Source organism: Rhodococcus sp. 4CII, from assembly GCF_014256275.1.
In the GTDB taxonomy this organism is placed as follows: Bacteria; Actinomycetota; Actinomycetes; order Mycobacteriales; family Mycobacteriaceae; genus Rhodococcus_F; species Rhodococcus_F wratislaviensis_A.
Map to the genome: position 1 here is coordinate 1,087,858 of NZ_JACCFE010000002.1, position 23,135 is coordinate 1,110,992.

Sequence of the window (23,135 nt, forward strand, 5' to 3'; positions counted from 1 at the left end):
CCCGCGCCTAACGCGGGGTGTGCCCCGTCAGCGGCGGCGCGATCACCAGCGGATCGTCCGCGACCGGTGGGCCGTAGACACCGCCGTTCCGCGTCGCGTTCTCCTGACCCAGGTTGTCGGGCCGTGGAACATTCACGGCACCCCGCTGCTCGAGATACTGCTGCGACTGGCACGTCCAGTCCAGGGCGGGCCGACTCGGCTCTGCGTCGGTCACCAGACGGCGCGGGGCGTCGTACACGCACATCGGCCCCTGCGTTCCGACCAGGAGAAGGTCGGCGAGTCCGCCCTTTTCGATCGACGCGATCTTCGGCAGTGCGCCGGGCATGATCGTCAGGCCGTAGTCGAGGGAGGGTGTGCGGTCGCCGATGATCCGGGTGGGGAGAATGAGATTCGCCATCAGGGCGCCCAGCGAGTCCCGATTGCCCGACAGCAATGCGTCCAGGCTCGCCAGCGTCTGCGGCGAGCGCCCGAGCAGGGCGACGAGGGCGGAGTCGTGGGCTCGCAACTGCTCGAGCACGCTGCGGGCGGTGCTCGCCGTTTCCGGCAGCGCGGCGGTGAGGCCGTCCGCCGTGTCCAGGAGCGGCATGCCCTTGTTCACGATGGTCGACAGTGCGTCGGTGCGGGTTTCGAGAGTGCGGGCTGTTTCGGCGGAGCCGTCGAGCAGGTTCTGCAGGTCGGGTCCCGTGCCTCCGAAGGCGGTGCCGAACGTGTCGGCCAGCGAAGACAGGGCGGTGACGTCCATCGAGTTGACGAGGTCCGTCGTTTCGACGAGGGTCGCGTCGAGCGAGCGGGGGATGCCCTCCTCCGGAACGTCGACGACGTCGCCGTCGCCGTAGTACGGCGGGTCGGCGCTGTCCGGCACGAGATCGAGCGCCTGGATGCCGATCGCATTCTCGGTGGTGATCTTCGCAGTAGAGCCGGCGGGTACCCGGATTCCGGGATGCAGTTCGATTTCGAGGACGACGCCCGTCCCCTTGGGGTCCACGTCGACGGAGCTGATCGTGCCCACCCCGACGCCGCGATAGTTGACGGACGCCCCCTGGGCGAGGCCGGCGGCGTGGTCGAGCCGGGCACTCAGGTGAATGGGACGTCCGAACGTGTCCGGGCCGGTCACGTACCGCAGCCCGAACAGCATCGCGGCGATCGAGATCACGAGGAACAGCACCAGTTGCGCCACCACGTGACGTGTCATCATCGGACGCCACCGCCGAGCACCTCGGGCAGTGTGCGGGCTTCCGGCACCTCGAGCGGAGCCGATCCGGTCAGCAGCTTGGCGATGACGGCGGTGACGTCGAACGTTCCGTCGAACGTGGTGTAGTCGCCGGGTGTGGCGGCTGCGAATCCACCGAGAAACGTCGCCACCGAATTCAATGTCGGCGCGAGTTGCGATTCGAACCCGTCGAGTGCCGTCAGTACGGCTCCCGCGTCGCTGATCTCGGCCGACAATTCGGATCCGGCGCTGCCGAGGACGTGTTGCGCCTCACGGCTGAGACGGGACGCCTCCCCCATCAGCGCGATGATCTGATCTCGTTGCGACACCAGGAGATCCACCGCCGGGACCATTCCGGTCATCGCCCGGTCGAGGATCGGTTGCCCGGCCGCGAGGTCCGCCGCGAAGGCATTGGACGCCACCATCGCCCGGTCGAGTTCGTCCCGATGGTCGTCGACGACCCCCAGCGTGTCGTTCAGCATGTCCACCAGTTCCCGGACCTTGTCCGAGCGGCCCGTGAAGGCGACGGTCAATTCGTTCATGATGGCGTGCACCTGGTCGATGCCGCTGCCGTTCAGCACGGTGGCCAGGGCGGCCAGTCCGCTCTCGATGTCGGGACCGCGCGACGTCCGGTTCAGGGGGATCGTGTCGCCCTCACTCATGGGTGCGCCCGCCGCGTCCCCGACATCGAGTCGGACGAAGGGATTGCCGAGGGCCGTGGGTAATTCGATCTGGCCGTCGCATCCCGCGGTATCGGGACGTCGTCGCGGATCCGCATCTCGACCCGAGCGGTGAAGTTTCGGGTCGACACGTCCGAGACGCGGCCCACCACCTCCTGCCCCACCCGAACCTCGGCGCCGGGGACGACGCGATCCACTCCGTCGAACTGCGCGGAGATCTGATACGACGGCCCGTCCGGCGAACGCCCCACCGACAGATCCTGCAAGCTCAGCGAACACCCCGCGGCCGGCAGCGCCACACCGACGACCAACGCCACCGTCAGCGACTTCGTCCTCGTCCGGATGGTCATCGTCCTCCGACCATGAGGTCGCGCAGCCCGAACGGATCGGACATGCTGGGCGGAAACTGAATCGGGTTGGTGATTCCCGCTCCCCGGCAGAGAATCGGCTCCACCACCTCGCACAGCGGGGACGTCGGCTCGGCCTGCGCCAGGTTGGTGGAGATGTTCAGCCGGATGCGGGCACGCTGGTCCGGAGTGACCGCACGCGCGATGTTGTCGATCAACAAGGGCACCAGGTCCATGATCTCGGCGAGATCGGTGTCGTGTCTCTGAAGCACCTCGCTCACTCCGGCGAGGTTGCCGATGCCGGCGCCGATGTCGCCGCCCCGTGCGGACACGAGCTGGTCGATCTGGTTCAGCAGCGCGGACAACCGGTCCACCGTGTCGCCGATCGCGAACTTCTGGTCGGCGAACTCGTCCCCGATCGCGGTGAGCGAACCGGCCAGCGAATCGACCTGCGCCTGACGCGCGGAGATCGTGTTCACGAGGACTTCGAGATTGTCGACGAGCGCGCCGACGTCCGCACTGTTGCCCGCGATCACCGAACTCGCCTGCGACAGAGTGCGGATCGCGTCGTTCATCGCGGGACCGAGCCCGTCCGTGGACGCCGCCGCGGCCGAGATCGCGGCGCCGGCGTCGCCGCCGTCGGGGCCGAGAGTCTTGACGACGGTGTCGACGCTGTCCATCAGCTGGTCCCAGGTGATCGGCGAATGACTGCGTTCGGGTGGGATGGTCTGCCCACTCTCGAATACCGGGCCGCCGGTGTATGCGGGACCGAGTTCGACGAAGCGCTCCCCGATCGCGGACGTCACCAGCACATACGCGTTCATGTCCGCGGGCAGCACGACGTCCGGTGCGACGGACATCGTGACCATCACGGTCGCTCCTCTCGGCTCCACCGCCTCGACGGTGCCGACCGGAACTCCGAGCACCGAGACCTTCGTACCGGGGAACACGCCGTTGACGTAGGCGAATTCGGAGTGCACGACGGTGGACGACGTGCGGAAGATCAGCAGCCAGCCGGCCACCACGATCGCCCCCACGAGGGCAAGCACACCACCTATCCCGGCGACTCTGCGCCCGGCGCCCGCGGTCACGAGCACCCCGTGATCAGCCCGACTACGCAGAGCAGGTTGTCGGCGATCACGGCCGACGGTGCGGACACGTCGGCCCAGTCGCCGTTGCCGGTCGCGTTCACGAGCGCCCTCGCCGCGGGAGCACCCGTCGACAGCAGCGCGTCGAGGTTCGCGAGGTTCGCAGTGAGCCGGTCCGTCACCTGCCTCGCGTTCACGAGCAGCGAGTCGAGTTCGGCAGTATTCTTGCCCAGGAACTGGGAGGCCTGTGCGACCAGCGCCTGCAGATCGTCGACCATCTGGCGGATCGCCGCGCGCCGGGTGGCGAGCGTGTTCATCACGACGTCCGCGTTTCCGAGCAAGGTGGTGAGCTGATCCCGTTGACCGACCAGCACGTTCGTGAGGGTTCGGGAACTGCCCAGCAACTGTGTGACCTGGTCGGCGTTCTTCGCCAGGATCGCGGACGCCGCACTCACACCCGCCAGTGCCTCGCGGTTGAGGTTCGCGTCCTGCGGCACCGTGTCCGTCACGACCGTGAGCATCTTCTGCAATCCGTCGACGTCGAGGTCGCCCGCGGTCTCGACGGCGGACGATCCGATGTCGTCGAGCGAGTACGGAACACCGGTGCGGCTCAGCGGGATCACCCCGCCGGTCGCCAGGTCGCCCGGTCCCGACGGTGACACGTCGAGATACCGCTTACCGAGAATGGTCGCCAGCTTCACGCCCGCGGACGTCGTCGATCCGAGGTGGCGCTCACCGTCGAGACGGAAGTGCACGACCACGTGATCACCCGCCAGATCGACCTCGGTCACCCGGCCGGCCGGGACACCCGCCACGTAGACGTAGTCGGAGTCGGTGAGCCCCGCGGCGTTCGCGAGTTCCGCGGTGTATCCGTCGGTCCGCACGGCGAAACCCACCCGCGGGATCACGAGAACCAGCGCCAGTGCCAGCGTTGCGGCGAGAATTCCGGCGATCCCGACTATCAGCGGGTTGACGGGCCGCACTCGCTGATTTCCGGCCAGCGCGTCCCAGACGTCGCGCACCTTCTCGGTGACACTCATTGGCAGTACCTCGAATGCAGGTCGGGACCGAGGGCGCCTTCGCGACCGTCGACGTTGACGATGAAGGTGCACAGGTAGATGTTGAGCCACGAGCCGTACGAGCCCGAGCGGTCGACGGACGAGAAGAATTCCGGCATGGCCACCATCAGGTGGTCGAATTCCGGGTCGGCGCCCAGCATCGCCCCCGTCAGTGAATGGAGCTGTTCCACGGTGCGGCTGAGCTCCGGGACGCGGCCGTCCACGATCTGCAGCGCCGACCGGCTGACCTCCGCACTCTGATCGATGGTGTCCATGAGGACCTCGTTGTTTTCGGCGAGCATTCCGGTGAACTGGGTGAGGCTGTCGACGAGGTGGGACAGCTCGGGACCCCGCGCCGCGGCCGTTCCGACCACCACCTCGAGGTTCCGGATGAGATCGCCGATGAGCTGATCGTGATTCGCCAGGTTGCCGGTGACGTCCGCGACCCTGCGCAGCAGAGTTTCCATGCTCGCCTTCCTGCCGTCGAACACGGCGACGACCTCGGTGGCGAGCGCGTTGACCTGCTTCGGGTCGATGGCGTCGAACAGTGGCTTGAACCCGTTGAAGAGACCGGTGAGATCGAGAGCGGGCGTGGTGCGGTCGAGCGGGATCGTGTCACCCTCCGCGAGCGTGCCCTCGCCCGACGGTCCGGCCGCCAGATCGAGGTACCGGACCCCGAGCAGGTCGCCGTATCGGATCGCGGCGGTGGTGTCGGCGGGAAGCTCCTGATCGCGTTGCACCTCGAAGTCCACGAGGGCGCCCGCGCTTCCGGCGTCGCCGTCGACGACGTCGATCGAATCGACCCGTCCGACCCGCACACCGGCGATGGTGACGTCGCTGCCGGGAGTGACACCTTGCGCGTCGGTGAACAACGCCTTGTACGTCACCGTCTGCCCCTCGACCGGCACCCGCAGGGTGTTGACCACGAGGACCGCCGAGAGGATGCCGAGGACGGCGAAGACTGCCAGTTTGATTGCCGAGTTGCGGACGCTCATCCTCCGTCACCGCCTCCGCAATTCGGTCCGCTCATGCCGGGGTACTGCGGGCAGTCGGCCGAGGTGTACGGCCGCGGGTTGGACAGGTCGGCGGCAACCCGGACCGCGAACTTCCCGGTGGAGAAGACGGCGGCGCCGGCGTCGCCGAACGGGCCCGCCTCGTCGAGGGTGGCTCGCAGCAGATCTGACTTGCTGGCCACGGCGCCCAGGGTCGGCGAGACGTTCAGTGCCACCGCGATCATGTTGTCCGCGTTCTGTTCCAGTACGTCTCCGGAGTTCCTCGACACGACGAGCGAGGCGGCGAGGAATCCGGTGAAGCTGTCGGTGTTCTCGACGAGAGTGTTCGACAGAGACACCGCGGCGTCCATGGTGGCGAGGACGTCCGGCGCGGCCGCGGCCAGCTGCTCACCGATCCGGGCGATCTGCGGCGCACGCTCCGCGACCGAATCGACGAGAGGCGCAGTCGATGTCGCGACCGTGTGGAGGCTGTCGATCGTGTGTCCCAGCTGTTCACCGCGTCCGCGCAGCGCGTCGGCGACGGCGCTCAGCGCGGCCTGCATCTGCTCCGGCCTCACCCGCGACAGCATGTCGTAGACCTTCGAGTACAGGTCGTACATCTGGACGGTGTCGGCCGAGGTGTCGGGTTGCAGACGGGCGCCTGCCTCGAGTCGGGCACCGCCGGTTCCGCCGGTCGACACCAACTCGACGTTCTGGTCGCCGAACAGTGTGCGGGGCACGACCCGCACCTGGACGGACGCCGGGATGTTGTGCATCTGCTCGGGTCGAAGGCTGATGTCCATACCCGTCTCGTTCATTCCGGGGTCGACACTCGACACGGTTCCGACGGCCGCACCCTTGTAAGACACCGTGGTGTGCGATTTCACGGCACCGGCGGCGGCCGGAAGTGTCGCCGTCACCACGGGATCGGTGACGATGGCACCGGTGCCGAAACCGACCAGCACTGCCGATCCCAGGATCAGGACCGCCACGCCGATCACCCCCCGCACGGCGAGCGCGCCGTTGCCCGGACCTCCCGGGCGACCGCGCATCACGGCAATCCCAGGGCAGGTGCGGACGGGACGAGACCCCACAACGTCAGGGTCAGCAGCAGATCGACGATGCCGATGGCGAGGATGCTCGTCCGCAGCGCCCGCCCGGCCGCCCGGCCGACGCCTTCGGGGCCACCGTACGCGTGGTATCCGTACGAGCAGTGCACCAGCGCGATGATGGTCGCGAACACGACGGCCTTGACGAACGAATACACGACGTCGGTGGGGGTGAGCATGAGATGGAAGTAGTAGTCGTAGGTTCCGGCCGACTGCCCGCTGAATGTGACGATCACCAGCCGCGACGCCAGATACGACGACAGCAGCCCGACGACGTACAGCGGCACCACGCAGATCAGGCACGAGACGAGTCGGGTGCTCGCGAGGAAGGGCAGCGACGGGATCGCCATCGCGTCGAGCGCGCTGATCTCCTCCGAGATGCGCATGGCGCCGAGCTGCGCCGTGAACCCGGTCCCCACCTTCGCCGCCAGCGCGATGCTCGCGATCACGGGCGCGAGTTCGCGGGTGTTGAGGATCGCCGACAGGAGCCCGGACAGCGATCCCATGCCGAGCAGGTCGAGCCCGCGCAGTCCCTCGATGCCCACCTGCGTGGCGGCGACCGCGGACATCGCGAAGACGACACCGATTGCGCCGCCGCCGGCGAGCAGGGTGGCACCGCCGAAACTGATGTCGCCGATCTGGCGCATGATGTGCCGCCAATACTTCACGACCGCGAGCGGAACCCCGGCGATCACACTGCCGTAGAACGTGAATTCGCGCCCCAGGCCCGTCACCACGTCCAGCGGCTGACGGGCCCGGGACAGTACCCACCGGGCGCCCGGCCATCGGGTGCTCACGACCATCAGTAACCACCTACCGGGACGACGAGAACGGAATAGAGCTGACTGAGCACCGTGTTGACGATGAAGACCAGGATGAAGGCCAGCACCACCGCCTCGTTGACGGCGTCGGCGACACCGCTAGGGCCACCCTTGGCGTGGAGCCCCTTGAAACTGGCGACGAGCGCCGACGTCACCGCGAACGCCATCGACTTGACGAGGGCGACCACGAAATCCGACAACCGCGTGTACTGGGACAGCGCCGTGAGAAAACTTCCCGCCGAACTGTTCTGGACGATCACCTGGAACAGGAAACAGGCCGACACTCCGACTGCGGTGACCATCGCGCAGAGAGCGACGCCGACGACCACCGCCGCGAACACGCGCGGGACCACGAGCCGCTCGATCACGTCGAGTCCGAGGACCTCCATGGCCTCGACCTCTTCGCGGATCGTCCGCGAGCCGAGGTCGGCGCAGATCGCGGACCCACCGACCCCGGCGAGCATCAGCGCACAGACCAGCGCGGACGCCTGCCCGACGATCACGAACCCCACGACGGCCCCGGTGTAACCCTCGGCGCCGAGCTGACCGGCGAGGCTTCCGATCGTGACGGCGATGAGGACGCCGATAGGGATCATCAGCAGCAGAGCGGGGGCCGAGGTGACCGAGGCGATCCGCCAGGCCTGGTCCAGCAGTTCCCGCCAGGCCAGCTTGCGCCGCACGAGAACTCGCACCGCGGCCACCGTGGTCGCGATCGAGAACCCGATGAGTGCGCCGACTTCGTTGGCGAAATGTCTGACGGGCCCTTTGGCGGGTGGCAGCTGGAATGTCACGCGGTCCTCCCCCGGCGCCGGTCACCACGATCGGCGACCGGTGTCGAGCAGTATGGAAATCGGGATCAGACGACCGCGACGTCGGTTGCGCCGTGGGCCTTTCGGAGTTCGACCTTGACCACCTTGCCGCTGGCGTTGCGGGGCAGTGCGTCGACGACGACGACGTCCTTCGGGTGCTTGTACCGGGCGAGTTTGTCGTCGAGCCACGCCGCGAGTTCGTCGACCGTCAAATCGTCTCCGTCGTCGTCGAGCGCGACGACGGCGACGGGCACCTCGGTCCATTTGGGATCGGGGCGTCCGACGACGGCCGCCTCACGGATCCGCGGATGTCCGAACAGGACGTTCTCGACCTCGGCGCAGTAGATGTTCTCTCCGCCGGAGATGATCATGTCCTTCTTCCTGTCGACGACGTAGACGAATCCTTCGTCGTCCTGCCGCACCAGGTCTCCGGAGTGGAACCATCCACCGACGAATGCGTCGGCGGTGGCGGCTGGGTTCTGCCAGTACTCGCGCATCATCGTCGGTCCGCGGTACACGATTTCGCCGACGGTCCCGGGGGTGACGTCGTTCATGTCGTCGTCGACGACGCGCGTCTGGATCGTCGGGATCGGCTTGCCCACCGAGCCCAGTTTGCGGATCGCGTCGTCCCCGTCGAGGACGCACGTGATGGGCGACATCTCGGTCTGCCCGAACACAGCGACGATGAGCGCCTGCGGGAACGTGTCCGCCATGGCGCGCAGTACCGTGTCCGACGCGGGCGCCGCACCCCAGCTGATGACGCGCAGGGCGAGATCGCGCGTCCGCACCGTCGGGTCGGCGCAGACGGCCTGCCACTGCACCGGCACGAGGAAGACCGTCGTGATCCGCTCCTGCTCCCACACGTCGAGCATCTCGGCGGGGTTGAACGCCTTGAGCGGGTGAATCACCGTGGTACCGCCGAGCATCAGCATCGGGGCGACCGAACCCAGCGCGGCCACGTGAAAGACGGGGGACGCGAGGAACCCGATGTCGCCGTCGCCGTCATAGCGCATCGCGCGGATGCAGGTGATGGATTGTCCGACCATGTTCGAGTGCGAGAGCACCGCACCCTTGGGCGTACCCGTCGTTCCGGAGGTGTAGAGGATCAGGGAGGGTGTGTCCTCCGGCAGATCGACGGGCGCATGCGCCGGGCCGTCCTCCGACACGAGCGCCTCGTAGCCGAGCACGTCGCCTTCCGTGTCGGCGCCGATGCTCACGACCAGGCCCAGTTCGGGAACGTTCTGCCGCACCGCGGCGACCAGTGGTGCGAGCGCGGGCTCGGTGAACACCGCACGGGCCCCCGAGTCGCGGGCGATGAACGCGACCTCGGGCGGGGTGAGCCGGAAGTTGACGGGGACCGCGATGGCGCCGAGCGCATTGACCGCGAGGACCGCCTCGAAGAACTCGGTGCGGTTGAGGGTGAGCAGCAGAACACGGTCGCCGAAGTTCACGCCGCGCCGGGACAGTGCGCCGGCGAGCGCCTCCGAGCGGTCGTGCAATTCGCGCCAGGACGTGCTGTGGCCGAGAAAGCGGAACGCGGCCTGATCGGGCTTCGTCTCCGCGTGCGTCGCAACCCAGTTGTTCCAGTGGTTGCGTCGGGATTGCAGTGGCTGCTCCAGCAGCTCGCTACCTGATGACATGTGGTGGGTGATCCCTTCGCTGTACTCGTACCCGGCGCGCGTGTGCCTGTCCGGACCTTCACCGAGCTGTGACGAGTATTACAGATCTCGACGTCTATCGGAACAATCTTGTTAACCGAAATTCGCATCAACTCCGGAAATTCGGAGCACGTTTCGCCAGCATCGCATTGACACCTTCGACGAAGTCGGGTGCCTGCAGAAGTTCCGCCTGGCCCGCCTTCTCGCGGTCGAGCGACGCATCCAGAGCTGTCAGTGTCGCCGCGGTGAGTGCCCGCTTGGTCAGTGCGATCGCCCGCCTCGGCCCCCGGGCCAGCCGGGTCGCCACGGCGTCGACGTGCGCGGCGAGTTCATCCGGAGGTAGGACACCCGCAATCAGGCCCTCCCGCTCCGCCTCCGAAGCGGGTAAGCGCTCTCCGAGAAGGGCCATCCGGGTGGCCCGTGCCCGGCCGATGGATGCCGCGATCAGGGCAATGGAACCGCCATCGGGCATCAGCCCGATGTTGACGAATGCGAGGAGTAGATACGCGTTGTCGGAGGTATACGTCAGATCGGCCGTCAGGGCGATGGACGCGCCGACCCCCGCGGCGGCTCCGTTCACCTGGGCAATGACCGGCACCGGCAACTGGACGACGGCACGAATCACCCTGTTGGCGGATTCCATCACCACCTCTGCCGGCGCTTCCCGGCCTCCGGCCGCGGCCGCGGCCGCGAGATCGGCTCCCGTGCTGAATGCCCTGCTGCCCGCCCCCGCGATGACCACGACACGAACAGAAGAGTCCGTGGCGGCCGCCGTGAGCACGTCACCCAGCGCCGACATGTGTGTCAGGTCGAGGGCATTCATCCGATCGGGCCGGTCGATCGTGATCCGGAGGATGCCGGCCTCGTTGACGACGTGCAGCCCGTCGACGGCCGGGGCGGTCACGACACCACTCCGAGGCGCGAGTCGACCGTGTGCGCAAGCCGTCCGGTAATGATCGATTCCGCCTCCGAGACCATCCGGGACACGAGCTCGCGCACGGTCGGGATGTCGTCGATCAGGCCCTGGCTCTGACCCGCGGTCCAGATTCCGGCGTCGAGATCGCCCCTCTCGAAGACCGTGCGGCCCCGGGGGCGGGCGACGAGATGCTGGATGTCGGCGAACTCGCAGCCCCGGGACTCGATGTCGACCGGGGATTCGACCGTACACATGAACCGGGTACCCATGTTCACGCCATCGGCGTCGAGAGCGAGCGCTGCGACCAGGCCGCGCGCGTCCGCGATCCCACCCGACGCGATCACCGGGATCGTGAGCTTTCGGGTGGCGGCCGGAATCAGGATCGGACCCGCGACGTCGTCCTCACCGGGGTGGCCGGCGCATTCGAAGCCGTCGATGCTGACCGCGTCGACGCCTACCTGTTCGGCGTTCATCGCGTGCCGCACACTCGTGCACTTGTGGATCACCTTGATCCCCGCATCCTCGAGATGCGGGAGGTGATCCACCGGATTGGAGCCGGCGGTCTCGACGATGCCGATTCCGGAATCGATGATCGCCTGGCGGTATTCGGCGTACGGCGGCGGCGTGATCGACGGGAGGATCGTGAGATTCACGCCGAACGCCTCGGTGAATTTCGTCCTCACGTCAGTTCACCTCGTCGACCGCGCCGCCAACTCATGATTCAGCTACCTCCGATTGTTCGAGCTGTGACGTCCAGGAGCGCACGATCGTCCAGAGACAGCGGACACATGCGAATTTCTGTTAACTTATTCGTCGCGTTCCGTGCGTGTCAATACCCCTCTGGCCCGTCATCGACCAGATTCACCGGCACTTTCCACACATGTTGCGCGATGCCCTGCCTGCATCAGGCCCTCAACCGATCCGACGATGCGAAAGTCTCGGTTAAGATCATCGACAGCTAAACTGGCGGATGACTGCCGATTACTGGAGGTGACCGTGGCTCGGACCAGCGCGGCGGCCGGTGCCGCCACCGACCGGCCGATCCGCCGTCGCCCGAAGAATCGCAAGGCCCAGATCGCGAACGTTGCGGCCGAAGCCTTCAGCGAGCGCGGCTACCACGCGGTCGGTGTCGACGAGATCGCGGCGACCATCGGGATCTCCGGTCCGGCCCTCTACCGGCATTTCCCGAACAAGTACGCCCTGCTCGTGCATGCGGCCACGACGACCGCCGACGCACTGCAGGCCGCGGCGGAGGGCGCGCTCGACGCCGTCGCCGGACTCGGCCCCGCAGACCAGCTCGACCATCTGGTCTCCGCGCTCGTCGCCAACAGCATCGAGCACCGCAAGGTCGCCGGACTCTATCGCTGGGAGGGCCGGTACCTCGAGGCCGACGACCGCACCCGGATCCGTTCCGTGTTCGTCCACGTCACCGGGTGCGTGGCGGCGCCGCTTCGGGAGATCCGTCCCGAACTCACCGCCGTCGACGCCACGACGCTGGGCGCGTCGACCCTGAGTGTGATGGCAAGCATCAGTGCGCATCGGACCACTCTCGCGACACGCCGGCTCGGCGCGCTCCTGAAGTCGGCGTGCGCATCGATACTCGATGCGTCGCTCCCGCCCGCCGTCGCCGACGCGGGCACGGACTCGGGGACGGATGGCGTCCGGGGCCTGACGGTGACGTCCAAGCGCGAACTGCTGATCATCGAGGCCGGGAAGATCTTCGACCGGCACGGGTACCACGACTCGAGCATCGAGGAGATCGGCTCCGCCGCCGGCATCAACGCCTCGAGCGTGTACCGCCACTTCCCCAGCAAGGCAGACCTTCTCGCGGCCGTCTTCTACCGCGCCTCCGATCGGCTGGCCGTGGCCACCTCGGCTGCCCTGTCCACCGCCACCGACCCCGAGGATGCGCTGCGCAAACTCGCCGAATCCTACCTCGAACTCTCGTTCCGGAATCCGGAAGTGCTGTCGGTGTACTTCGCTGAGATCGGCAACCTCCCCAAGAACGAGCGGACCAACCTGCGCAACGTGCAGCGCCTGCACGTCGAGGAATGGGTCCATCTGGTGACGGCGGTGCGGACCGAACTCTCGGCGCCGGAGGCGCGGTTCCTGGTACACGCGGCGCTGGGGCTGGTCCTCGATATCGGCCGACTGGTCCACTTCGACACCCGCGAGGAGTCGCGGGCACGCCTCCACACCCTGATGACGGCCGTACTCCTGGGCCACTGAGCTTCTCGAGGTGATCGAGTCGTGCCCTCGGTCGGCTCCCCGGGGGGCACGGAACGTCAGGCTGCGCGGCGACGACTCCCGCGATGATTGTCGTTGTCCGCTCCCAGGTCCCGGGGGCGGTAGCCCACCGGATATCCGGGGTAACTGCGGTTGTGCGGATCCCGCGCGGCCTTCGACACCCGCCGTGGCGGCAGGAAGCGCACGAGCCGAGCACGGACCCGCAGCGCGCGGCGGGACGCGCTCTGCGGCAGGTGCGGTGCGGCAGGGAACCCGAAGGCCGCCAGCATCATCGGGTCGAGGAGCGAGTACACCCCCTGCGCGACGAACGGCCGGAGCGGCGCCGGGAACCAGGAACAGAACAATTTCAGTGTGTAGGTGCCGACCCGATGATTGTCGTCGGTGTACCGGAAGTGCCTCCGCTCGTAGTCGGTCTTGAACCGGTAGAAGTCCGCGTAGCTCTCGGGAATGTTCTTGATTCCCATCCGAATTCCCACCTGGCGGTAGAAGTGGAAGCACGCGAGACGCTCGTTCGGGGTCAACCGCCGCCACCCGAACCGGTCGATCCAATCGATCGGCTCGTAGATGAAGGTGGTCAGCACGTACAGCATGTCGTCGTTGTCGATGTCGTATTTGCCGTGCATGCGGTTCACTACGCGGAGCGACTCGATGCCGCGCTCGGAGTCGTAGCCGTGTTCGACGAGTTCGGCCATCAGGAGTGCGGTGTCGTCGTACCGCTTCTGGGGACGCTTCTCGAATTCACCGGTGCGCTGCAGCAGTTCGGAGATGGTGGGGACGCAGTACGTTCGGAAGAGCGCGAACTCGAGCGACCGCTGGTAGTCCCACGGAAACTCGTAGCCGGCCGTGATGCGGTGGATCTCCTGGTGATCCCGGACCGGGTCGAGTTCGTCGACCCGCCGCTGCCAGCCGTGCCTGCCTCGCGGAACCCCACCCGGCGTGGCGGGATCGGCGCGCTCGGTCTTCGTCGGCATGTGGTGCCTTCCTCCCGTGTGATCAGCGTCCGTGGCGGTTCTTCAGCATCCAGGCCGAGATCTTCATGTCCCGCGACTTGCGCTGCATGGTCAGCAGATTCAGGGGCGCCGCGAACCTCTGCCGGGCGATGGACTTGACCCGGCTGAATTCACGCAGTCCGTCCGCTCCGTGGATGCGGCCGAATCCCGAGTCGCCGACGCCACCGAACGGCAACGCCGCCACCCCGGCGAATCCGAGCACCGAACCGATCGTCACGACGCCGACGCGGAGCTTCTCGGCCACCTGCATCGCCTTGTTCGAATCCTTGGTGAAGATGGACGCGCCGAGCCCGAACGTGGTGCCGTTGGCCTTCGCCACCGCGTCGTCGAGGCTCGCGACCTTGTTGACGACGACGGTCGGGCCGAACGTCTCCTCCCGGATCGCGGCGCTGTCCTCGGGAACACCGGTGAGCACGATCGGCCCCACGTATCCGTCCCGGATGGAGTCGAGTCCGCCCACCACCGCGGATCCGCCCTTGTCGAGCGCATCCCGGACGTGGTCGCGGACGACGTCCGACTGACTGGTCATCGTCATCGGACCGTAGGACGCGTCCCGTGGGCCCGGCCGCAGCACCCTCGACTTCTCGGCGACCAGCCGGACGAACTCGTCGTACACCGAGTCGACGACGTAGATGCGTTCGACTCCCGCGCACGTCTGCCCCGCGTTGCCCATCGCCCCGAACACCGCGAATCCGGCCGCCTCGTCGAGGTTCGCGTCGGCGGCGACGATCATGGCGTCCTTGCCACCGGCCTCCACGACCAGAGGTGTCAGCGTCTCGGCGCACGCCGCCATGACGCGCTTGCCGGTGGCGGCGGACCCGGTGAAGGCGATCTTGTCGACGCCGGCCGCGACGAGGGCCGAACCGGTGGACCCGTCGCCGGTGACCACCTGCAGGACAGGCTGATTGGGAACGAGGGCAGCCCACTTGTCGGCGAGCCACATCGCGACGCCGGGGGTGAGTTCGCTCGGTTTGAAGACGACGGTGTTGCCTGCGGCCAGCGCGTAGGAGATGGAACCCATCGGCGTGTAGACAGGATAGTTCCAGGGACCGATGACGCCGACGACCCCCATCGGTTCGTAGCCGACACTACTGGCCTGGTTCGCACTGACCAAGCCGGACGGCACCTTTCGACGCTTCAGGACCTTGCCCGCGTTCTTCGCGGCCCAGTCGAGATGTTCGATGGCGAGCATGACCTCGAGGAGCGCGTCGTCGTACGGCTTGCCGGTCTCGGCGGCGACGAGCGCGGCGAGTTGCTCGCCGTCGCGGGCCATCGACTTCTTCCAGTCGAGGAGCCACTGCTTGCGGCCGTCGAACCCGAGCGCGTTCCACCATTTCGCAGCGGCTCGGGCGGCGTCGACCGCCGCACGCACGTCCTTGTCCCCCTGGATCGGGTAGTCGGCCAGAACGTCGCCGGTGCGCGGGTCCAGGGACGAGAACGTCGTCGGCGCAGGCTCCGTTCCGGCCGCGGGCTGCTCGTCGGGTGTCGTGTCGGTCGTCTCCGCCTGCTGTGACATGGTCGATATCCTCCCTCGCGATCACATCAAATATATGTGATGTGATGTAATGTAGTGGACATCACAGTATGTGGCAGACCCCATCGCGGCAAGCCCCGTCCAGTCACCATCGGCCGTCCGATTCGCCGGCCGAAGCACCCCTGAGGAGTCCCCCGGACATGAGCGTCGATTTCACCAGTGAACAGAAGGACTTCGCGGCAGCGATCGCCGATTTCTGCAAGCGTGAGAGCGGGACCCGCGAGCAGCGCGACAGGCTGACGAACCACGGCGAGCACAATCACAACCAGGGCCTGTACGAGAAGATGGCCGAACTCGGGTGGCTGGGCATCACCATCCCCGAGGAGTACGACGGCTCGGCGGCCAGCCACGTCGACATGTGCATCCTGCTCGAGGAGGCCGCCAAGGGCATGGCCCCCATCGGCGGAATCGGACCGACCCTCATCACGGGTGGCGCGTACGCGAAGTTCGGGACCGATGCCCAGAAGGACGTCGTGCTGCGCGGCATCGTCGCCGGCCGGTCGCAGTCCATCTCGATGTCCGAGCCGGAAGCCGGTTCCGACGTCGGCAATCTCAGCACCCGCGCGGAGAAGACCGCCGACGGCTGGGTGATCAACGGCCAGAAGACGTGGTGCTCCAACGCGCACTTCGCCGACAACATCCTGCTCGTGGCCCGCACCGGGCGCGGCGACGGCAAGCACGAAGGTCTGACGATGTTCCACGTCCCCGCGGACACCGCCGGGCTGAAGATCAGCGGCATCGACACCATGGGCGGCAAGGAGGTCAACGACCTCTACTTCACCGATTGTGCGCTCCCCGAGGACGCCGTGGTCGGCGAGGTCGGCAACGGGTGGCGGCAGCTGATGACGGGCCTGAACTTCGAGCGCCTCATCCTCGCGGCCATGATGCTCGGCACGGCGCAACGCGCGTTCGCCGACACCCTCGACTTCGTCACCCAGCGCAAGCAGTTCGGGCGGCCCGTCGGATCGTTCCAGGCGCTACGGCACCGGATCGCCGATCTCGCGACGGAAATCGAATGCTGCAAGCTCCTCGTCTACAGCGTCGCGAAGGACGTCGATGCGAACCCGGACAAGATGCTGGCCCGCGAAGCGTCGATGGCCAAGCTGAAGGTCACGGAGACGGCGAAGAAGGTTGCGCTCGAGGGGATGCAGATGATGGGCGGGTACGGCTACGCCACCGAGTTCGACATGGAGAAGCACGTGCGCTCCACCATCGTGTCCAGCATCTACGGTGGTACCAACGAGATTCAGCGCGACATCATCGGCAAGACCTACGGCTTGTAAGCACCCCCGGCGGTTTATGCTGTGTGCCGCATCGAAGGAGTTCTCCATGGCATCGCCCTCCGTGTCACGATCCTCATCGGGCCGCACCCTGCGCCGCCGGCCGCAGTTGTCGGACGACGTCGCCGTGCACGTCCGGAACCTGATCATGTCCGGGGGCGTCCGCCCGGGTGACTTCATCCGTCTCGACGAGACCGCGGCCGAGTTGGGCGTCAGCGTCACACCGGTACGTGAGGCGCTCCTGACCCTGCGCGGCGAGGGTCTGGTCGAACTGGTCCCTCACCGCGGGTACGTGGTCGCCCCGCTCAGCCGCGAGGACATTCACGATCTGTTCTGGTTGCAAGGCCAGATCGCGGAAGAACTCGCCGTCCGGGCGACGCGGTCCGCCACCCCGGAGGCCATCGACGAGCTGACCGCGATCAACGGGAAACTGCGGCGCGCCGTCGAGGACGGCGACGCCGATCGCATCGAGGATCTCGAGTTCACGTTCCACCGGGTCATCAACCGTCTGGCCGACGCGAGCAAGCTGTCGTGGTTCCTGCTCAGCGCAACCCGGTACACCCCGGTGCAGTTCTATTCGTCCGATCCCGCCTGGGGCGAATCGGCGGTCGAGAGCCATCGCCGTCTCATCGCTGCCCTGGCCGACGGCAAGGCCGAAGTCGTGGGCGCCGAGAACAAGGCGCACTTCATCGACGGCGCGCAGCGACTTGTCGCGCATCTCGACGACGTCGGAATCTGGGACTGACCGGCACCACCGATCATCCGCGCCGGGTCAGCACGGCGCAGGGTTGCGGTCTCCGTAGGTGGGATCCAGCGCCCGCTGGATGATGTACACGGCCCGGGGGTCGGTGGTGAGCTGGTTGTGTTCCGCCGTGTTCGCGGGGCATCCGTCCTGCAGCCAGACGTTGTGCACGACTGCCCCCGGACCGGGCGTCAGAAACGTGTTCTCGGGCGGCGTCGAGACGGTGTCGGCGCGGCTCGCGACAACCGTGTAGTCGATGCCGGGGTCCGTGTCGCCCCCCGCGTTGAGCACCTGCAGGAAGGGTGACCCCACCATCTGCTGGATGTACGACGGTCCGACCGCGACACCGGCGAGCGTCGTGACCGGCACACCCAGCGCCTGCGCGATCGCACCGAGCGTCTGGACGTCCCCGAAGCTGGTTCCGTGGTTGGTGGCGCCGAGTGTGACGAGCGAGTGCACCTTGTTCAGCGTGGGGTTACTACGGTCGGCACCGCCGTCGAACCGCAGGTACTGGCGGGCCACGGTGCCGCCGAGCGAGTGCCCGATCACGTCGACCTGCGGGGCGCCGGTGGCGGTGCGGACCTGGTCGACGAACCCGGCGAGCTGCTGCGCGGACTCCGCGATGTCGGCGCCGCCGAACATGCGCATCAGGTTGCCCTCGGTCAGACCCGCAGCTTGTCCGTAGTTGAGAGCGAAGACACAATACCCCTCCGCGGTAAGTGCCGGGGCGAGGTCCTTCCACGTTCCCAGCATGCCGGTCCACGTGCCGTGCACCAGCACGACGGGACGAGGATGCGCGGCGGACGGCGTACAGCTCCAGTCGTTCGCCCCGGGCAGCACGGAGGGGTCGGCCACGGGTGCGGGTTCGGCTTCGACGGGGTCCGCTGCCGCCGGTGCCGCACTGCAGAACGTCACGATGCCTGCCAGCGCGAACAACAGAGCCCTACCGGCCGACGATATACGCATATTCCTCGTATCCTGAGTTGGCGGAAATAGACTTCAGATTACGTTAGCCAACCGTCCATCAAAGTCTCAACTCGAGATCGAGACTCTGGAGGTGATAACCCACCCGGTTCGCGCACGACTGGTCCGGACAGCACTCTCGGCCATCCGGAAGACCCGCGGAAACGAACCACCAATGACACACGATAGTCGGGATGAGAAGGCTACTGCCGATCGAGCGAGTGGGGCGACTATGTATTTCTCGGTAGAACAGCGGAACGGCGACGATTCCGGAGAGCATCCTGACGTCTCGGCGCAGCAGGCACTCGAGGGTCTGCGCGCGGAACTCGACGCCGTCGACGTGACCCTGCTCGAAGCGGTGCGCCAGCGCCTGGAGGTGTGCCTGCGCATCGGAGAGTTGAAGCGGCGCGAGCACATCGCCATGATGCAGCCGGGCCGGGTTCACCTCGTCCACGAGCGGGCGCGGCAGTACGCAGACAGCCATTCTCTGTCGCCGGAGTTCTTCGATTCGCTGTACGACCTTCTCATCGCCGAGACCTGCAGGCTCGAGGATCTCGTGATCAACGCCACACCCGCGGACGAGCGCACCCGCCACAACGGCAACCACAGCCACGGTGACGACCACCACGTTCATCACAGTTCCGTGCCGTCTGCGAATGTCGAGTCGTGATGAGTACCCGGACGCTGCTGGTCGACAATTACGACTCCTTCACCTACAACCTGTTCACGTTGCTGGCCGAGGTGAACGGTGAGCCGCCCACGGTCGTGCACAACGACGTGGAGTGGGACTCGATCCCCTGGTCCGACTTCGACAACATCGTCATCTCCCCCGGCCCCGGACGCCCGGAACGGCAACGCGACTTCGGCATCAGCGCGCGCATCCTCGCGGAAACCGAACTTCCCGTGCTCGGTGTGTGCCTCGGCCATCAGGGGTTGTGTCAGCTGTTCGGCGGCAGCGTCGTTCTCGCACCCGAACCGATGCACGGCCGCGTGTCGCTCGTCGAGCACAACGATTCGGAACTGTTCGCCGGCATCCCCTCGCCGTTCCCGACGGTCCGCTACCACTCGCTGATCGTCGAAGACCTCCCCGACGATCTCGAGGCCACCGCCTGGACCGCGGACGGTCTGCTGATGGGCGTCCGCCATCGCAGCCGCCCCCTGTGGGGGGTCCAGTTCCACCCCGAATCCATCAGCACCGCCTTCGGGCACGAACTGCTCGCGAACTTCCGTGACCTCACGCAGACGCATTCCGGGTCACCCACCCACGGCTCCATGCTCAGAATCCCGATCCCCCACGCGCCGTATGTGGTTCAGCAGGTGCGAGTCGACCACGAGGTCGACCCCCGCACCACGTTCGAGGACCTCTTCGCCTCCGGGCCCAACGCGTTCTGGCTCGACGGGACCTCGGCATCGGAACCGAATTCGCGATTCACGATCATGGGCAACTGCTCCGGCCCCCGCGCCGAGTACATCACCTACGACGTCAGCGAATCGATCGTCCGGATCACCCGCGAGGGGTTGCCGGTCGAGCAGGTGCACGCCCCGTTCTTCGACTATCTCGAGCGTCAACTGCAGGCCCGGTCGGTGCCCGGCCTCCCGGGTGTGCCGTTCGGCCTCGGCTACGTGGGGTACCTCGGCTACGAATTGAAAGCCGAGACGGGTGGTGCGGCGGCGCACAAGTCGCCCACTCCCGACGCCGCTCTGGTGTTCGCCGATCGTGCCGTCGTCATCGATCATTCGGGCGAACGCACCTACGCCCTGTGCCTGAGCGATCACCCGGACGATCCGGAACTGCGCCGCTGGCTCGACGAGATGGAGGCGGCGCTGCACCGGCTGGCCGAACCGGATCACCCGGCGACCGCGGTATCGCCGATCCGGAAGCCGGAGACGGCCGAACTCGCCCTGCGCCACGAGCACGACAAATACCTCGAACACATCGCGACGTCGCTGGGCGAGATCCGGACCGGTGAGTCCTACGAGGTGTGCCTGACCAATATGGCGACGGTCGACCAGTCGATCGATCCCCTGCACACGTTCGAACTGCTCCGTTCCATCAGCCCCACCCCGTACAGCGCGTACCTCCAGTTCGCCGGTCTGTCCGTTCTCAGCGCCTCCCCCGAGCGGTTCCTCAGGATCGGCGCCGACCGGGTGGTGGAGTCCAAGCCCATCAAGGGGACGCGTCCGCGCGGCGCCACACCGGCCAAGGACGCGGCGCTGCGGCAGGACTTGCTCGACAGCGAGAAGGATCGCGCCGAGAACCTGATGATCGTCGATCTGACCCGGAACGATCTGGCCCGGGTCTGCGTTCCCGGTTCGGTGCACGTTCCCAAGCTCTTCGACATCGAGACGTACGCGGCCGTGCATCAGCTGGTGTCGACAGTGCGCGGAACCCTCAGCGCCGACGCGTCCGTCGTCGAGTGCGTGCGGGCCGCCTTCCCCGGCGGATCGATGACCGGCGCCCCGAAGATCCGGACGATGGAGATCATCGACCGGCTCGAGTCCGGCCCGCGGGGCGTGTATTCGGGGTCGATCGGTTACTTCTCCCTGACAGGGACGGCCGATCTGTCGATCGTCATCCGCACGATCGTCGCCACCGACACCGAGGTGACGTTCGGCATCGGTGGTGCGATCACGGCGCTGTCCGACCCGGAGGAAGAGTTCGACGAGGCGATGGTGAAGGCGGCCACCATGTTGCGCGCTCTGTCCGTGACGGCGGACAGGCCGAACGAGATAGGGCAGTGAACGCCCCGGCCGCATCGGCCCGGACCGTCGCTCTGATCGGCGGCTCCGGCGATGTCGGCCGGATGCTGGCGACTCGGCTGCGCGACGACGGAAACATGGTGCGCACCATCGACGTCCGGTTCACCGACCGATCCGATCCGGATCAGGTGAAGGGCGACGTCACCGACCCGTCACCCGAGGTTCGGGCGGTGGTGAGTTCGTCGGATGCGGTGATCCTGGCGATCCCCGAAGGCGCCGCGCTGGACGCGATCCCGTTCGTCGTCGCAGAGTTGTCTACGCATGCCCTCCTGGTCGACACGCTGTCGGTGAAATCCCGATTCGCCGCCGCTCTGCGTGACAGCGCGCTGCGCAACAGCGCGGTGGGCATCAACCCGATGTTCGCGCCATCCCTCGCGCCGGAGGGCCGGCCGATCGCGGCGGTGACCTACCGGGACGGCGGCGACGTCGACTGGTTCCTGTCGTCGCTGTCCGGTTGGGGGTCGTCGGTGGTCCGTCTGGACGCCGAGAACCACGACCGGCTCACCGCGGCCACTCAGGCGCTCACCCACGCCGGGATCCTCGCGTTCGGCCTCGCCCTGGCCGAACTCGGTGTCGACGGCGCCGCGCTCACCGCGGTCGGAACACCGCCCCATCTCGTGTCACTCGCCCTCCTCGCCCGTGTCGGCGGCGGCGTCCCCGAGGTGTACCGGGACATTCAGGCGGGCAATCCGTTCGCCGGCGAGGCCAGGCGCGCGCTCGCCGCGGCGCTCGCCACCCTGACGGAGACCGTCGAACAGGGTACGGAGGACGACTTCGCGTCGCTCATGACGCGGTCGACATCGACCCTCGGCGACCGGAGCGAACCCCTCGCCCGGCTCTGCGCCGACCTCTTCACCGATCTCGTTCACAGACAGCCGCGGGCGTGGGACAGGAACGGAGACGTGTCATGACTTTCCAGAAGACTCCCTCGCTCCCGGAGTACGATCCGGCGGATCCGGTCGAGAGCGCCGTCGTGTCCCGGCTCGCCCGGAACTGGGGACAACGGGCAACCGTCAAGAAACCGGAACCCGACCTCGACGCGCTGTTCGACGTCGGCAAGCAGGACTACCCGAACGCGCTGCTACCCTTCGCCGATCATGATCGGTTCCGTGCCATGCGCGAGGAGCAACGGAACCAACTTCGGGCGTGGGCGTGGATCGCGTTCAACAAGAACGTCATGGACATCGAGCAGTACGTGGTCAATCCCGGATTCGACCTCGTCGCGCACGACGCCCTGGACACCGGCTTGGGAGACACATTCGCCGTCGCCGTCCACCAGGCGATGGTGGACGAGCAGTACCACACCCTCATGCACTTGAACGCCAGCGCGGTCACCCGCAGACAGCGCGGATGGGCGATGCCGAACAACGCCCTTCCCGACGTCCTGACGTTGCGCCGCCAACGCGCGGCGACGGCCGAGGCCGCCGACCCGAGAAAGCGGGCGATCACAACGTTTGCCTTCATGACGGTGGCCGAGATCTCGATCAGTTCCTATCTGGATCTGATCACCGAGGACGACGTCATCCAGCCGGTCAACCGGGCGACGGTCCGGCTGCACAATCGGGACGAGTACTGCCACGCCTCGATCGCCGACGACATCGCCGCCGTCGTCTACGACACCCTCGGTCCCGGCGACCGGCGCCACTTCCTGGACGGACTGGTCGACGCGATGACCGCATTCAGCAGCAACGACTACTCCACCTGGCACACGATCGTCGAGATCCTGGACCTCGACGGCGGCCGGGCGATGATCGACGACGCCGAACACGACACCAGCCGCTCCGCGCTGGTGCAGGACTTCGGCGGCATCCACAAGCTGTGCAAGCACCTCGGCGTCGCGGGCGAGATGTCCTTCGACTGGGCCTGAGGTCCCGTGGTGGGTCGGCCGAGAACCTTCCCACCACGGGCCAC

Annotated in this window: 21 protein-coding genes and 1 pseudogene; 7 read left to right on the top strand and 15 right to left on the bottom strand. The window is 67.1% G+C overall.

What is annotated here, in order from left to right; all coding sequences use genetic code 11:
• Positions 1-7: 7 nt before the first annotated feature.
• The 12 genes and pseudogenes from H0B43_RS06115 to H0B43_RS06165 form a co-directional block, all read right to left on the bottom strand.
• Positions 8-1,195, bottom strand: a complete 1,188-nt coding sequence (locus H0B43_RS06115) for an MlaD family protein (RefSeq protein WP_185728869.1) — start codon at positions 1,193-1,195, stop codon at positions 8-10.
• Positions 1,192-1,872, bottom strand: a complete 681-nt coding sequence (locus tag H0B43_RS41350) for an MCE family protein (RefSeq protein ID WP_252189856.1) — start codon at positions 1,870-1,872, stop codon at positions 1,192-1,194. The genes H0B43_RS06115 and H0B43_RS41350 overlap by 4 nt, the downstream gene beginning before the upstream one ends.
• Entirely contained in the window at positions 1,869-2,240 is a 372-nt protein-coding gene (locus tag H0B43_RS41355; RefSeq protein WP_252189855.1) for an MlaD family protein, read from the bottom strand. Before H0B43_RS41355 ends, H0B43_RS41350 begins: the two co-directional genes overlap by 4 nt.
• A complete protein-coding gene (locus tag H0B43_RS06125) occupies positions 2,237-3,328 on the bottom strand; it encodes an MCE family protein (RefSeq protein ID WP_312033904.1) in 1,092 nt (363 codons plus the stop codon). The genes H0B43_RS41355 and H0B43_RS06125 overlap by 4 nt, the downstream gene beginning before the upstream one ends.
• Positions 3,325-4,365: an MCE family protein gene (locus H0B43_RS06130; RefSeq protein WP_185728867.1), complete on the bottom strand. Its 1,041-nt coding sequence runs from the start codon at positions 4,363-4,365 to the stop codon at positions 3,325-3,327. Before H0B43_RS06130 ends, H0B43_RS06125 begins: the two co-directional genes overlap by 4 nt.
• Positions 4,362-5,378 (bottom strand): MCE family protein, encoded by a 1,017-nt coding sequence (locus tag H0B43_RS06135; RefSeq protein ID WP_185728866.1) that lies wholly within the window; start codon positions 5,376-5,378, stop codon positions 4,362-4,364. The genes H0B43_RS06130 and H0B43_RS06135 overlap by 4 nt, the downstream gene beginning before the upstream one ends.
• On the bottom strand, positions 5,375-6,427 hold the full coding sequence (locus H0B43_RS06140) for an MCE family protein (protein WP_185728865.1): 1,053 nt from the start codon (positions 6,425-6,427) through the stop codon (positions 5,375-5,377). Before H0B43_RS06140 ends, H0B43_RS06135 begins: the two co-directional genes overlap by 4 nt.
• Positions 6,427-7,287 (bottom strand): ABC transporter permease, encoded by an 861-nt coding sequence (locus tag H0B43_RS06145; protein ID WP_185728864.1) that lies wholly within the window; start codon positions 7,285-7,287, stop codon positions 6,427-6,429. Before H0B43_RS06145 ends, H0B43_RS06140 begins: the two co-directional genes overlap by 1 nt.
• Positions 7,287-8,096, bottom strand: a complete 810-nt coding sequence (locus H0B43_RS06150; RefSeq protein WP_185728863.1) for an ABC transporter permease — start codon at positions 8,094-8,096, stop codon at positions 7,287-7,289. The genes H0B43_RS06145 and H0B43_RS06150 overlap by 1 nt, the downstream gene beginning before the upstream one ends.
• Positions 8,097-8,161: 65 nt before the next feature.
• Positions 8,162-9,754, bottom strand: a complete 1,593-nt coding sequence (fadD5, locus tag H0B43_RS06155; RefSeq protein WP_185728862.1) for a fatty-acid--CoA ligase FadD5 — start codon at positions 9,752-9,754, stop codon at positions 8,162-8,164.
• Between the two features lie 127 nt (positions 9,755-9,881).
• Positions 9,882-10,676, bottom strand: a complete 795-nt coding sequence (locus H0B43_RS06160) for an enoyl-CoA hydratase (RefSeq protein WP_185728861.1) — start codon at positions 10,674-10,676, stop codon at positions 9,882-9,884.
• Positions 10,673-11,347 (bottom strand): annotated as a pseudogene (locus H0B43_RS06165) (NAD(P)H-dependent flavin oxidoreductase); the annotation flags it as partial. The gene H0B43_RS06160 and the pseudogene H0B43_RS06165, both read right to left, overlap by 4 nt.
• A 331-nt stretch (positions 11,348-11,678) precedes the next feature.
• Between H0B43_RS06165 and H0B43_RS06170 the strand changes: the two are divergent.
• On the top strand, positions 11,679-12,917 hold the full coding sequence (locus tag H0B43_RS06170) for a TetR/AcrR family transcriptional regulator (protein WP_185728860.1): 1,239 nt from the start codon (positions 11,679-11,681) through the stop codon (positions 12,915-12,917).
• 56 nt (positions 12,918-12,973) lie between these two features.
• Here the strand turns inward: H0B43_RS06170 and H0B43_RS06175 are convergent, their stop codons facing one another.
• Both H0B43_RS06175 and H0B43_RS06180 read right to left on the bottom strand, forming a co-directional pair.
• Positions 12,974-13,906 (bottom strand): oxygenase MpaB family protein, encoded by a 933-nt coding sequence (locus tag H0B43_RS06175; protein WP_185728859.1) that lies wholly within the window; start codon positions 13,904-13,906, stop codon positions 12,974-12,976.
• A 22-nt stretch (positions 13,907-13,928) separates the two neighbouring features.
• Positions 13,929-15,461: an aldehyde dehydrogenase family protein gene (locus tag H0B43_RS06180; protein ID WP_185728858.1), complete on the bottom strand. Its 1,533-nt coding sequence runs from the start codon at positions 15,459-15,461 to the stop codon at positions 13,929-13,931.
• 158 nt (positions 15,462-15,619) lie between these two features.
• Between H0B43_RS06180 and H0B43_RS06185 the strand changes: the two genes are divergently transcribed.
• Entirely contained in the window at positions 15,620-16,762 is a 1,143-nt protein-coding gene (locus H0B43_RS06185) for an acyl-CoA dehydrogenase family protein (protein WP_185728857.1), read from the top strand.
• Positions 16,763-16,808: 46 nt separating this feature from the next.
• Entirely contained in the window at positions 16,809-17,504 is a 696-nt protein-coding gene (locus tag H0B43_RS06190; protein WP_185728856.1) for a GntR family transcriptional regulator, read from the top strand.
• Positions 17,505-17,531: 27 nt separating this feature from the next.
• Here the strand turns inward: H0B43_RS06190 and H0B43_RS06195 are convergent, their stop codons facing one another.
• Entirely contained in the window at positions 17,532-18,467 is a 936-nt protein-coding gene (locus H0B43_RS06195; RefSeq protein ID WP_185728855.1) for a triacylglycerol lipase, read from the bottom strand.
• Positions 18,468-18,696: 229 nt separating this feature from the next.
• On the opposite strand from H0B43_RS06195, the gene H0B43_RS06200 reads away from it, so the two are divergent.
• Genes H0B43_RS06200 through H0B43_RS06215 form a run of 4 tightly spaced genes read left to right on the top strand, consistent with a single transcriptional unit; the run spans position 18,697 to position 23,091 of the window.
• Positions 18,697-19,134 (top strand): chorismate mutase family protein, encoded by a 438-nt coding sequence (locus H0B43_RS06200; RefSeq protein ID WP_185728854.1) that lies wholly within the window; start codon positions 18,697-18,699, stop codon positions 19,132-19,134.
• The gene (gene pabB / locus H0B43_RS06205; protein ID WP_185728853.1) at positions 19,134-21,206 is read left to right on the top strand and encodes an aminodeoxychorismate synthase component I; all 2,073 of its coding nucleotides are present in this window, start codon (positions 19,134-19,136) and stop codon (positions 21,204-21,206) included. Before H0B43_RS06200 ends, pabB begins: the two co-directional genes overlap by 1 nt.
• Positions 21,203-22,135 (top strand): prephenate dehydrogenase/arogenate dehydrogenase family protein, encoded by a 933-nt coding sequence (locus H0B43_RS06210; protein ID WP_185728852.1) that lies wholly within the window; start codon positions 21,203-21,205, stop codon positions 22,133-22,135. Before pabB ends, H0B43_RS06210 begins: the two co-directional genes overlap by 4 nt.
• Complete coding sequence (locus tag H0B43_RS06215; protein ID WP_185728851.1) at positions 22,132-23,091, top strand: diiron oxygenase; 960 nt, start codon at positions 22,132-22,134, stop codon at positions 23,089-23,091. The genes H0B43_RS06210 and H0B43_RS06215 overlap by 4 nt, the downstream gene beginning before the upstream one ends.
• Positions 23,092-23,135 lie beyond the last annotated feature (44 nt).

Excerpts from the sequence above, each read along its gene's own strand:
- H0B43_RS06115 (WP_185728869.1), bottom strand. The coding sequence starts at position 1,195 with ATGATGACACGTCACGTGGTGGCGCAACTGGTGCTGTTCCTCGTGATC.
- H0B43_RS41350 (WP_252189856.1), bottom strand. The coding sequence starts at position 1,872 with ATGAGTGAGGGCGACACGATCCCCCTGAACCGGACGTCGCGCGGTCCC.
- H0B43_RS41355 (WP_252189855.1), bottom strand. The coding sequence starts at position 2,240 with ATGACCATCCGGACGAGGACGAAGTCGCTGACGGTGGCGTTGGTCGTC.
- H0B43_RS06130 (WP_185728867.1), bottom strand. The coding sequence starts at position 4,365 with ATGAGTGTCACCGAGAAGGTGCGCGACGTCTGGGACGCGCTGGCCGGA.
- H0B43_RS06135 (WP_185728866.1), bottom strand. The coding sequence starts at position 5,378 with ATGAGCGTCCGCAACTCGGCAATCAAACTGGCAGTCTTCGCCGTCCTC.
- H0B43_RS06140 (WP_185728865.1), bottom strand. The coding sequence starts at position 6,427 with ATGCGCGGTCGCCCGGGAGGTCCGGGCAACGGCGCGCTCGCCGTGCGG.
- H0B43_RS06145 (WP_185728864.1), bottom strand. The coding sequence starts at position 7,287 with ATGGTCGTGAGCACCCGATGGCCGGGCGCCCGGTGGGTACTGTCCCGG.
- fadD5 (WP_185728862.1), bottom strand. The coding sequence starts at position 9,754 with ATGTCATCAGGTAGCGAGCTGCTGGAGCAGCCACTGCAATCCCGACGC.
- H0B43_RS06175 (WP_185728859.1), bottom strand. The coding sequence starts at position 13,906 with ATGCCGACGAAGACCGAGCGCGCCGATCCCGCCACGCCGGGTGGGGTT.
- H0B43_RS06180 (WP_185728858.1), bottom strand. The coding sequence starts at position 15,461 with ATGTCACAGCAGGCGGAGACGACCGACACGACACCCGACGAGCAGCCC.
- H0B43_RS06185 (WP_185728857.1), top strand. The coding sequence starts at position 15,620 with ATGAGCGTCGATTTCACCAGTGAACAGAAGGACTTCGCGGCAGCGATC.
- H0B43_RS06190 (WP_185728856.1), top strand. The coding sequence starts at position 16,809 with ATGGCATCGCCCTCCGTGTCACGATCCTCATCGGGCCGCACCCTGCGC.
- H0B43_RS06195 (WP_185728855.1), bottom strand. The coding sequence starts at position 18,467 with ATGCGTATATCGTCGGCCGGTAGGGCTCTGTTGTTCGCGCTGGCAGGC.
- H0B43_RS06200 (WP_185728854.1), top strand. The coding sequence starts at position 18,697 with ATGTATTTCTCGGTAGAACAGCGGAACGGCGACGATTCCGGAGAGCAT.
- pabB (WP_185728853.1), top strand. The coding sequence starts at position 19,134 with ATGAGTACCCGGACGCTGCTGGTCGACAATTACGACTCCTTCACCTAC.
- H0B43_RS06215 (WP_185728851.1), top strand. The coding sequence starts at position 22,132 with ATGACTTTCCAGAAGACTCCCTCGCTCCCGGAGTACGATCCGGCGGAT.